Origin of the sequence: Mycobacterium sp. (genome assembly GCF_039583805.1) — a bacterium.
Lineage (GTDB): Bacteria > Actinomycetota > Actinomycetes > Mycobacteriales > Mycobacteriaceae > Mycobacterium.
In genome coordinates, this window is the sequence record NZ_JAVKSH010000028.1 from 23,012 (window position 1) to 33,841 (window position 10,830).

Here is a 10,830-nt window from a genome sequence, read left to right on the forward strand (position 1 = left end):
TGCTTTCCCTGTACCTTTGCCCGCCCCGGCCATAGAATCCGGGGGTGCTGCGCGGAATCGGGCCGAACCTGTGAAACCTGGTGGTTTGCGGGTATGTCGTCGCCGAAGCTATCGCAGCAGGACAACAGCGAGCAGGGAGTGATCATGGGTGTCGTCGACGCCGCGGTGCGCCGCGTGGGTCGGACGGTGGGCCGTGCCGCGGAGGCGACCACCGCGGCGGCCGGCGCGGTGGGCGGCGCCGCGGTCAACGGCGTCGTCGGCGGCGTCACGGGCGCGATCGCCGGCGTGCAGCGGGGCATCAGCAGCGGAAGCCGGTCGACGCCGGCGGCGGCGCTGACGCTGGGCGCGCTCGGCGCCGTCGGCCTGGTCGAGTGGCCGGTGGTGTTGGCGGTCGGCGGCGGCGTGTTGTTGTTACGGCAGCTCAAGCACGGGTCGAACGGCCGGAGTGCACCGGCCACGCCGGTGAGAGCCGCTGCCACTTCGTCGGCCCCTTCGGCTCCGCCGCGACGGGCCGCGGCCACCGGGACGGCGGCGCGCCAATCGCCCAGCACCCAATCGCCCAGCACCCAATCGCCCAGCACCCAATCGCCCAGTACCCGGTCGCGCAGCCGCCGTTAGCGCCGGATTGAGTACCGTCGGAGCCGTGCGTCTGCCCATGCCGCTGCGCGCTGTCGCGATGGGTGTGCACGCGACCTCCGCGCTGGCCGGCGTCACCGTGCACACCGCCGCAGCGGCGGCACAGACACTGGCGACGGCAACCTCCACCGGACTTTCCATCGCCGCCATCCCGGTCCGCGAAGGTGCCCGGGCGCTGTCCGGCGGGCTGCCCGGCCCGCCGCCGCTGGACCGGCACTGCTGGCGCGGCCGGGGCCGCGCCTGGATCGCGGTGCGCGGTCTGGACGGTCCCGGCGGCGCGGCGCTCGGGCGCGCCGTCGTCGACGCCGTGCGTGTTCTGCCCGGCGTCGCCTCGGCCAGGCTGAACCGCCCGTTGTCGCGGGTCGTCGTCGAACTTGACGACGAGCAGGTCTCGCTGAAGGACCTGTGCCGCGCGGTCGACGCCGTCGAGAAACGCCGCGGCACCGCCGCGGCGCGCCCGAAACCGCTGCCCGGTGACGGCCTGCTGATGGCCGGCAAGGCGGTGGCGCTGGGCGCAACCGCCGTCGGGATGGGGGCAGCCGTCGCCGGCCGGATGCTGCGCTGGCCGCAGCTGCCGGCCAGCGTCGAGGCGGCGGTGGTCGCCGTCGATTACCAGCCGCGGCTGCGCCGCCTGCTCGAGGACCGCATCGGAGTGTCCGCGACCGACACCGTTATGACGCTGGCCACCACGGCCGCGCACGTCGCCTCGCTCTCGCCGGCGTCGCTCGCGGTGGACCTGATGGTGGAAACCCTCAAGGCGGCCGAATGCCGCGCCGGAGCGCAGGCGTGGCAACGCCACGAGCCGCAGCTGGCCCGTCATGCCGGCCACTCCGGCGTGCATCCCCCGTCCCGCCCGGTGCCGCTGCCGGACGGGCCGGCGGAACGGCACGCACAGCGCAGCGCGCTCGCGCAGGCGCTCGGCGCCGGCCTGGTCGGGACCGCCACCCGCAGTGCGACCATGGCGGGGACAGCGGCACTGGTGACGACGCCGAAGGCGTTGCGCACCACCCGCGAGTCGTTCGCCGCGACCCTGGGCCAGGGGTTGGCCGACCAGCACGCGGTGCTGCCGCTGCGCCCGGCTGCCCTGCGCCGGCTGGACAAGGTCGACGCGCTGCTCATCGATCCCCGGGTGCTGTGCACCGACACCCTGCGGGTGGTGCGGGTGCGCGGAGCCGGGGAGGACGAGCTCCCGCCGGCCTGGGACCGCGCCCAGGAGCTGCTGGACGACAGCAACCTGGAGCCGGGGTGCTACCCCGTTCCGGGATTCGACGAGGGCGTCGAGGCGCTGGTCGGCCCCGCCCACGACCCGTTGGCCTCCGCTGTGCTGGCCGAGGCGCGCCGGGCCGGGGTGGAACTGAACTCCGTCGACGTCGACGCCCTGGACGAGTTGCGGCCGGCGTTCGACAACCTCGCCTCGCTCGGCGGCGGATCCGTCGACGACGCGCTGACCCGTGCGCTGGCCGAGCTGCACCGCGAGGGCCACGCCGTCGCGGTGCTGTCCTCGGCCGGCGGCCAAGCGCTGTCCTCGGCCGACGTCGCGTTGGGCGTGATGCCCCACGACAGTTCCGATCCCCCGCCCTGGTATGCCGACATCCTGCTGCCCGACCTCGCGGCCGCGTGGCGCATCCTGCACGCGCTGCCGGCCGCCAAGTCCGCCACCCGGCGCGGGATCGAGATTTCGACCGGCGCGTCGGCGTTGGGCGCGCTGCTGATGCTTCCGGGGGTCGCCGGCCGCGGCCCCGGCCCGGTGACCACCGGCGCGGCCGCCGGTCTGCTGTCCGGGCACTGGTTGGCCCGTCAGGTGCTGCGCGCCCCCGCGCCGCGGCCGGCGCCGGTGTACGAGTGGCACGCCATGTCGGTCGACCAGGTCCGCAGGGCGCTGCCGCCGCCGGACACCGAAGCGCAGGCGTCGCCGCGGCCGCTGGCGGCGCGCGCCATGCAGACCGCTGCGCGCGGCGCGGAACTGACCGGACGGCCGCGACAGGCGCTGTGGAACTTCGCCAAGGCGGTGCGCGCCGAGTTGTCCGACCCGTTGACCCCGGTGCTGGCGCTCGGTTCGGCGGCCAGCGCGGTGTTGGGTTCCCCGGTCGACGCGGTGCTGGTCGGCTCGGTGCTCAGCGGCAACGCCGTGCTCGCCGCCAGCCAGCGGCTGCGCGCCGAGAGCCGGCTGGACGAGATGCTCGCCCAACAGATTCCGCCGGCCCGCACGGTAGCTGTCGGGCCCGACGGGACGCCGGTCTACACCGACGTGATCGCCGCGCAACTTCGGCCCGGCGACGTCATCGAGGTGCGCACCCACGAGGTGGTGCCCGCCGACGCCCGGTTGCTCAACGAGGACGACCTCGAAGTCGACGAGGCGACGCTGACCGGCGAGTCGCTGCCGGTGGAGAAGCAGGTCGAGGCGACGCCGGGCGCCGAGCTGGCCGAGCGCCGCTGCATGGTGTTCGCCGGCACCACCGTCGTGGCCGGCACCGCGGTCGCGCTGGTGACCGCAGTCGGCGCCGACACCCAGGCCCGCCGCGCCGCCGAACTGGCATCCGGTGAGCTGACGCCCGTCGGGCTGCAACACCAGCTCAGCCAGCTGACCAACCGGGCGTTCCCGGTCAGCATGGCCGGCGGTGCGCTGGTCACTGGGCTGGGGCTGCTGCGTCGCAAGGGGCTGCGCCAGGCGGTGGCCAGCGGCATCGCCGTCACCGTGGCGGCGGTCCCCGAGGGAATGCCGCTGGTGGCCACGCTCGCGCAGGCGGCGTCGGCCCGACGGCTGACGCACGTAGGCGCGCTGGTGCGGGTCCCACGCTCGGTGGAGGCGCTCGGCCGTGTCGAAGTGGTGTGTTTCGACAAGACCGGGACGCTGTCGGAGAACCGGCTGCGGGTCGCGCTTGTGCACCCGGTCGGGGACCACACCCGCGGCGACGTGCTGCGCTGCGCGGTGCACGCCGCCCCGATGTCCGACGGCGGTCCGCAGGTGCACGCCACCGACCGGGCCATCATCGAGGCCGCGGCGTCCGACGGTGTTCCCGGCGGCGCGGGACCGGCCGACGAACCCGACGCCCACCTGCCGTTCCGCTCCGGACGGTCGTTCTCGGCCTCGGTATGGGGTGGCGAACTGACCGTCAAGGGGGCACCGGAAGTGGTGCTGGCGGCCTGCGGCGGCGCCGGCGGGCAGCTGGACCGGACCGTGCGCGAGCTCGCCGGCGACGGCCTGCGGGTGATCGCCGTCGCGCGCCGGCGGTTGTCGCCGCGGCAGGCCCGGCTGGTCGCCGACGACGAGGACGCCATCGACGACCTGTGCCGCGACGGTTTGTCGCTGACCGGGTTCCTCGGGCTGTCCGACACGCCGCGCGCCGAAGCACCCGAGCTGCTGGCGGCGCTCGCCCAGCGGGACGTGGACATCCGGCTGATCACCGGCGATCACCCGATCACCGCCACCACGATCGCTCGCGAACTGGGCATACCGGTGGGCCCCGACCAGGTGATCAGCGGCGCGGAGTGGGATGCGCTGTCCCGCAAGGACCAGGAACGCGCGGTGGTGGAGCGGGTGATCTTCGCGCGGATGTCACCGGAGAACAAGGTCCAGATCGTCCAGACGCTGGAGCGCGCCGGCAAGGTCTGTGCGATGGTCGGTGACGGCTCCAACGACGCCGCCGCCATCCGCGCCGCCACGGTCGGCATCGCCGTCGTCGCAGCCGGCAGCGACCCGGCCAGCGTCGCCGCCGACATGGTGCTGCTCGACGGGCGCATCGAGGCGCTGCTGCATGCCGTCGAGGAAGGCCGCGAACTGTGGCGGCGGGTACAGGCGGCGGTGTCGGTGCTGCTCGGCGGCAACGCCGGCGAGGTGGTGTTCGCGGTCATCGGCAGCGCGATCACCGGCAACTCGCCGCTGAACACCCGCCAGCTGCTGCTGGTCAACATGCTGACCGACGCGCTGCCCGCCGCCGCGCTGGCGGTCAGCCCGACCACCGGTGCCGGCAACCGGGCCGGACGGGGTCCGGATCAGCAGGCGCTGTGGCGCGCGGTCGCCGTCCGCGGGGCGACCACCGCCGCCGCCGCCACCGCGGCCTGGACGATGGCCGGAGTCACCGGCCGGCCGCAGCGCGCGTCGACGGCGGCGCTGGTGGCGCTGGTGGCCGCCCAGCTGGGGCAGACTCTGCTGGACTCGCACGCCCCGCTGGTGGTGTTCACCGCGGTGGGCTCGCTGGGCGCGATGGCGACGCTGATCAGCATTCCGGGAGTCAGCCAGCTACTCGGCTGCACGCCGCTCGGTCCGCTCGCCTGGGGGCAGGCGCTGGGCTCAGCCGCGGTGGCGACCGTCGCGGTGGCCGTCGCCACCCGCATGCTGGCGGGTCAGGGCGCCGACGCTGACGAGGCTGAGCAGCCCGGGCAGGCGTCATCACCTCCACGACGCCCAGCCGCCACAGCGCCGCGTACAGCTCGACGACCGGCTCGGTCAGCAGGACGGCCAGCGTTGACGCTAGTGGCTCAGCCAGAGCATCCGTCGTCGACATACGTCCGACGGTGACGACGTCACCCGGCTCGACGGCAAACCCGACATGTCAGGAAGGCAAAAGATGGTCGACAACAAATCGCGCCGCGCCACATCCCAGCGCGACGCCGTCGAACACGTCCGCGCGGGTCAGAGCTTCGCCGTGAACCTCCCGGTGGTGGGTCAGCTGCAGGTTCCGCCGCCCGAGCAGCTGGCCTACTACGGCGGTTTGGCCGCGCTGGCGGTGTTCGAGCTCATCGACTGGCCGGTCGCCCTGGTGATCGCCGCCGGACACATCCTGGCCAGCAACCACCACAACCGGCTGCTCGCAGAACTCGGCGAAGCCATCGAAGAGGTGTAGGCAGAGGTGTGCGAGAAACTGCGCTAGCGTGGGTGACGTCGCGGGAGCGCGCCAGTGCGCTGAGAGGACGGTTCGGTGCCGTCGACCGTAGGAACCTGATCGGGTAATGCCGTCGTAGGGAGATCACAAGTGACCGCTTTGTCTGTCAACCCGTCCGTCACCACCGGCCCGATTTCCGGCAGCACCAAGGTGTACCGCGACTTTGAGGCGCCCGGCGGCCGTTTTCGCCTGCGAGTGCCGTTCCGGCGGGTGCAGCTGTCCACCGGCGACCACTTCGACCTCTACGACACCTCCGGGCCCTACACCGATCCGGACGCGGTGATCGACCTCAAAGGCGGGCTGCCCGCCCGGGCCGGCGTGGTGCGCGACCGCGGCACCCAGTTGCAGCGCGCCCGCGACGGCGAGATCACCGCCGAGATGGCGTTCGTCGCCGCCCGCGAAGGCCTGCCCGCCGGGCTGGTGCGCGACGAGGTGGCCCGCGGGCGCGCGGTCATCCCGGCCAACCACAACCACCCCGAGAGCGAGCCGATGATCATCGGCAAGGCGTTCGCGGTGAAAGTCAATGCCAATATCGGCAATTCGGCGGTCACGTCGTCGATCGCCGAGGAGGTCGACAAGATGGTGTGGGCGACCCGCTGGGGGGCCGACACCATCATGGACCTGTCCACCGGCCGCGACATCCACGAGACCCGGGAGTGGATCCTGCGCAACTCGCCCGTGCCCGTCGGCACCGTGCCGATCTACCAGGCGCTGGAGAAGGTCAACGGCGACCCCACGCTGCTGACCTGGGAGCTCTACCGCGACACCGTGATCGAACAGTGCGAGCAGGGCGTGGACTACATGACCGTGCACGCCGGCGTGCTGCTGCGCTACGTGCCGCTGACCGCTCGGCGGGTCACCGGCATCGTGTCCCGCGGCGGGTCGATCATGGCGGCCTGGTGCCTGGCGCACCACCGGGAGTCATTCCTGTACACGCATTTCGACGAGCTGGCCGACATCTTCGCCGGCTACGACGTGACGTTCTCGCTGGGTGACGGGCTGCGGCCGGGATCGATCGCCGACGCCAACGACGCCGCGCAGTTCGCCGAGTTGCGCACCCTGGGCGAATTGACGACGATCGCGAAAGCCCATGGCGCGCAGGTGATGATCGAGGGCCCGGGGCATGTCCCCATGCACAAGATCGTGGAGAACGTGCGGCTGGAGGAGGAGCTGTGCGAGGAGGCCCCCTTCTACACGCTGGGCCCGCTGGCCACCGACATCGCCCCGGCCTACGACCACATCACGTCGGCGATCGGCGCGGCGATCATCGCCCAGGCCGGCACCGCGATGTTGTGCTATGTCACCCCCAAGGAGCACCTGGGGCTACCGGACCGCAAGGACGTCAAGGACGGGGTGATCGCCTACAAGATCGCCGCGCACGCCGCCGATCTGGCGAAGGGTCACGCCAGCGCGCAGCAGCGCGACGACGCGTTGTCGACGGCGCGGTTCGAGTTCCGGTGGAACGACCAGTTCGCGCTGTCGCTGGACCCCGACACCGCGCGGGAGTTCCACGACGAGACGCTGCCGGCCGAGCCGGCCAAGACCGCGCACTTCTGCTCGATGTGCGGCCCGAAGTTCTGCTCGATGCGCATCACGCAGGATGTGCGCGACTACGCAGCAGCCCACGGCCTGGACACCGAGGAAGCCATCGAAGCGGCTATCGCCGAGGGGATGGCGGAAAAGTCGGCCGAGTTCGCCGAGCACGGCAATCGGGTGTATCTGCCGATCTCCCAGTGAGCTTCCTGCCGCTGTCCGCTGCCGGCGAGACGCCGCCGCGGGTGCTGACCATCGCCGGGTCGGACTCCGGCGGCGGCGCCGGAATCCAGGCCGACCTGCGCACCTGCGCCCTGCTGGGTGTGCATGCGCTCTGCGCCGTCACGGCGGTGACCGTACAGAATTCGTTGGGCGTCACAGACTTTCACGAGGTGCCCGGAGGTGTGGTCGCTGCTCAGATCGACGCGGTGGCAGCGGACATCGGCCTGCAGGCGGCCAAGACCGGCATGCTGGCGTCGTCGGACATCATCGCCACCGTCGCCGGTACGTGGCGCCGGCTCGACCTGGCGGTTCCCCTGGTGGTCGACCCGGTGTGCGCATCCATGCACGGTGACGCGCTACTGGATCCGTCGGCGCTGGATTGTCTTCGCGGGCAACTATTTCCGCTGGCGACGCTGGTGACACCCAACCTGCACGAGGTGCGGTTGCTGGTCGGTGTCGACGTGGTCGACGCGCAATCGCAGCGCGCGGCGGCGCGGGCACTGCACGACCTGGGGCCGCGGTGGGCGCTGGTGAAGGGCGGGCATCTGCCCGATTCGGCCCGCAGCACCGATCTGCTGTTCGACGGCAACGATTTCCACGAGTTCAGCTCGCCGCGGGTGGGCACCGCGCACGATCACGGCGCGGGCGACACCTTGGCTGCCGCGGTGGCCTGCGCTTTGGCGCACGGCTATGCCGTCCCGGACGCCGTCGCGTTCGGGAAGCAGTGGGTGACCGCCTGCCTGCGCGCCGCCTATCCGCTGGGGCGTGGGCACGGCCCGGTGTCCGCGTTGTTTCGGCTCTCGCCGTGAACCTCGACGCGATCGCCGGTGTGGCGCGTGAACCCGACGGCAGCCCGACCGGGGTGGTTGTGCTCACCCACGGCGCTGGTGGTAGCCGCGAATCGGCTCTGCTGCAACGGCTTTGCGACGAGTGGGCCCGCCGCGGGTGGCTGGCGGTGCGCTACGACCTGCCCTACCGGCGGCGCCGGCCCACCGGCCCGCCGTCGGGTTCGGCGGCGAGCGACCGCGCCGGCATCGTCGAGGCGATCGCGTTGTGCCGTGGCCTCGCCGACGGCCCGCTGATCGCCGGCGGGCATTCCTACGGCGGCCGGCAGACGTCGATGGTGGTGGCCGGCGGTTCGGTGCCGGTGGACGTGCTGACGCTGTTCTCCTACCCGGTGCATCCGCCCGGCAAGCCGGAGCGCGTCCGCACCGAGCACCTGCCCGAGGTCGCGGTGCCGACGGTGTTCACCCACGGCACGTCGGACCCGTTCGGTTCGCTCGAGGAGGTGCGCGCCGCCGCCGCGCTGATCCCCGCCCCGACCGAGATCGTCGCGGTCGCCGGCGCCCGGCACGACCTGAGTTCCACGACCCTCGACGTGCCGGCGCTGGCCGTCGACGCGGCACTGCGGCTGGTGGTGTGACGTCAGCCTTCAGCGATCTCGGATCTCGCACTGGTCACAGCTGCCTCAGGAGTCTCCGCAAAGTGAGGCATGCCGCCCATGCCCGCCTCACAGCGACAAAGTCAGCCTATCGCGTCACCTGCGCCCCACCCGGTACGAATTGCCGCGCCCGTCACAGACATCCAACCCGGATGCGCGCCGGCAGTGGCCGTCGGTACGGCCGAGCGCCGACATCGAGCCGATATCATCAAAAGCAAACTCGCCGGGACAAGCTCACCGTCCAGTGAGAAACTGATTTTCTATGACCGCGCAACCACACGATGTCGTCGTCGTGGGCGCCGGCTTGAGCGGCATAGGCGCCGCGATACAGCTCAAGCGACTCGGCTACGACGACATCGTCATCCTTGACCGTGAAGCTGACCTGGGCGGCACCTGGCACGTCAACCGCTATCCCGGCCTGACCGTCGACGTCCCGTCGACCACGTACTCGTATTGGTTCGAACCCAACCCGTACTGGTCGCGGCTGTTCGCGACCGGCCCCGAACTCAAGCGGTACGCGGAGCACGTCGCCGACAAGTACGACGTACGCCGCCACATGCGGTTCAACACCGCGGTGGAAGGCGCCCGCTGGGACGAGGACACCCAGCAGTGGCAGGTGACATTGGCCGGTGGCGAGACGCTGACGACCCGCTACCTGATCACCGCGACCGGCTTCCTGTCCCAGCCGCACACTCCGGACATCCCCGGGATCGCCAGTTTCGGCGGCAAAGTCGTCCACACCACGGCGTGGGACGACGGCCACGACTTCCAGGGCCGTCGCGTGGGCCTGATCGGCACCGGCGCCACGGCGATACAGCTGATCCCGGAGCTGGCCAAGACGGTCGCCGACTTGACGGTGTATCAGCGCACCGCGATCTGGGTGGCCCCTAAGGTGGACTTCCGGATCGCGCCCGTCGTGCAGCGCCTGTTCGCCCGGGTACCGCTGACCCAGCGGTTGCTGAGGTGGGTGACCGACGGCCTGCTCGAGTTCATGATGTTCACCGGCGTGCTCAACTACCGCTACTTCCGGCGACTGTCCATCAGCGCGATGGATCTATGCAAGGCTCACCGGCTCATCCAGGTTCGCGACGAAGAGTTGCGCCGCAAGCTCACCCCCGACTACGACATCGGCTGCAAGCGCGCGAGTTGGTCCAACGACTACTACCGCAGCTTCACCAAACCGCATGTGCACCTGGAGACTGCCGGTATCGAGCGGATCGAGCCCGACGGGATCGTCACCAAGGACGGGAACAAGGCGGTCATCGACACGCTGGTGCTGGCAGGCGGATTCGACCTCTGGGATGCCAACTTCCCTGCCATCGAGGTGATTGGCCGGGCGGGTCGCAACCTCGGAAAGTGGTGGCGGGAAAACAGGTTCCAGGCCCACCAGGGCGTGTCCATTCCCTGCTTTCCGAATTACCTCAGCCTGGCCGGCCCCTTTGCGTTCTCGGGTCTGTCGTTCTTCGACACGATGGAGTACCAGATGCGGCACATGGAGCGGCTGTTCGGTGCGGTCAAGCGCAGGGGAGCAACCACTTTCGAGGTCACCGACGAAGCCAATGCCAGTTTCCTGGACCGGATGACGCACAACCTGGACAAATCGGTGTTCTACGCCGGCAACTGCGCCACGTCGCGGTCCTACTACTTCAACCACAGCGGCGAGGCGACCCTGCTGCGGCCGACCTCGGTGCGCAACGCCGTCCGCGAAGGCTCGCAATTCCCGCTCAGCGACTACACGATCGCCTAGAGGAGAACCCATGTCACGCAGGAGCTCTCGGCTCGCCGTGCTTTCCGGTCTGGCACTGGCCGGAGTCAGTGTGTCGCATTTCGCCAGCCCGCAGCTGTTCGATCCGATCACCCGACCGGTCTTCCCCCGGAACACCCGCCAGCACATCCTGACCAACGGCGGCATCGAAACGGCAATCGGCCTGGGTCTCAGCGTCCGAAAGACCCGGGGCCTTGCCGCGGTCGGGTTGCTCGGCTACCTGGCCTACCTGGGTGGCAACGCTGTTCGCAACGCGCAAACACTCTGAGCCACCGCGTATCACGGGTCGTCGTCTTCGGTTTCGTCGTCGTGCTCGTCTTCGTTGTTGAGGAGTTCGTGGGGGTGGTGGA

The 10,830-nt window shown here is 71.1% G+C and carries 7 protein-coding genes, 2 pseudogenes and 1 riboswitch; of the genes and pseudogenes, 8 read left to right on the forward strand and 1 reads right to left on the reverse strand.

Translation table 11 applies throughout. From position 1 onward, the window contains the following. Positions 1 to 144 precede the first annotated feature (144 nt). Together ABDW21_RS05655 and ABDW21_RS05660 are read left to right on the forward strand one after the other, a co-directional pair. Positions 145 to 618, forward strand: a complete 474-nt coding sequence (locus ABDW21_RS05655) for a hypothetical protein (RefSeq protein WP_343600603.1) — start codon at positions 145 to 147, stop codon at positions 616 to 618. A gap of 37 nt (positions 619 to 655) precedes the next feature. After that, positions 656 to 5,068: pseudogene (locus tag ABDW21_RS05660) on the forward strand (cation-translocating P-type ATPase); the annotation flags it as partial. On the opposite strand, the pseudogene ABDW21_RS05665 reads toward ABDW21_RS05660, so the two are convergent. Then, a pseudogene (locus tag ABDW21_RS05665) lies at positions 5,067 to 5,141 on the reverse strand (hypothetical protein); the annotation flags it as partial. The pseudogenes ABDW21_RS05660 and ABDW21_RS05665 overlap by 2 nt on opposite strands. Positions 5,142 to 5,204: 63 nt before the next feature. Here ABDW21_RS05665 and ABDW21_RS05670 point away from each other — a divergent pair. From ABDW21_RS05670 to ABDW21_RS05695, 6 genes are all read left to right on the forward strand, one after another. Beyond that, on the forward strand, positions 5,205 to 5,480 hold the full coding sequence (locus tag ABDW21_RS05670; protein WP_343710176.1) for a hypothetical protein: 276 nt from the start codon (positions 5,205 to 5,207) through the stop codon (positions 5,478 to 5,480). A 30-nt stretch (positions 5,481 to 5,510) separates the two neighbouring features. Then, positions 5,511 to 5,618: riboswitch (TPP riboswitch) on the forward strand. Continuing rightward, positions 5,610 to 7,256 carry a phosphomethylpyrimidine synthase ThiC gene (gene thiC, locus ABDW21_RS05675; RefSeq protein ID WP_343600582.1) on the forward strand — a complete coding sequence of 549 codons (1,647 nt, stop codon included), beginning with the start codon at positions 5,610 to 5,612 and terminating at the stop codon, positions 7,254 to 7,256. (Overlaps the previous riboswitch by 9 nt.) Beyond that, on the forward strand, positions 7,253 to 8,083 hold the full coding sequence (gene thiD, locus ABDW21_RS05680; RefSeq protein WP_343600581.1) for a bifunctional hydroxymethylpyrimidine kinase/phosphomethylpyrimidine kinase: 831 nt from the start codon (positions 7,253 to 7,255) through the stop codon (positions 8,081 to 8,083). Before thiC ends, thiD begins: the two co-directional genes overlap by 4 nt. Beyond that, positions 8,080 to 8,697 (forward strand): alpha/beta family hydrolase, encoded by a 618-nt coding sequence (locus tag ABDW21_RS05685; RefSeq protein WP_343600580.1) that lies wholly within the window; start codon positions 8,080 to 8,082, stop codon positions 8,695 to 8,697. Before thiD ends, ABDW21_RS05685 begins: the two co-directional genes overlap by 4 nt. A gap of 280 nt (positions 8,698 to 8,977) precedes the next feature. Then, positions 8,978 to 10,462: an NAD(P)/FAD-dependent oxidoreductase gene (locus ABDW21_RS05690; protein WP_343710177.1), complete on the forward strand. Its 1,485-nt coding sequence runs from the start codon at positions 8,978 to 8,980 to the stop codon at positions 10,460 to 10,462. A gap of 10 nt (positions 10,463 to 10,472) precedes the next feature. Beyond that, complete coding sequence (locus ABDW21_RS05695; protein ID WP_343600578.1) at positions 10,473 to 10,748, forward strand: hypothetical protein; 276 nt, start codon at positions 10,473 to 10,475, stop codon at positions 10,746 to 10,748. Positions 10,749 to 10,830: the final 82 nt, after the last annotated feature.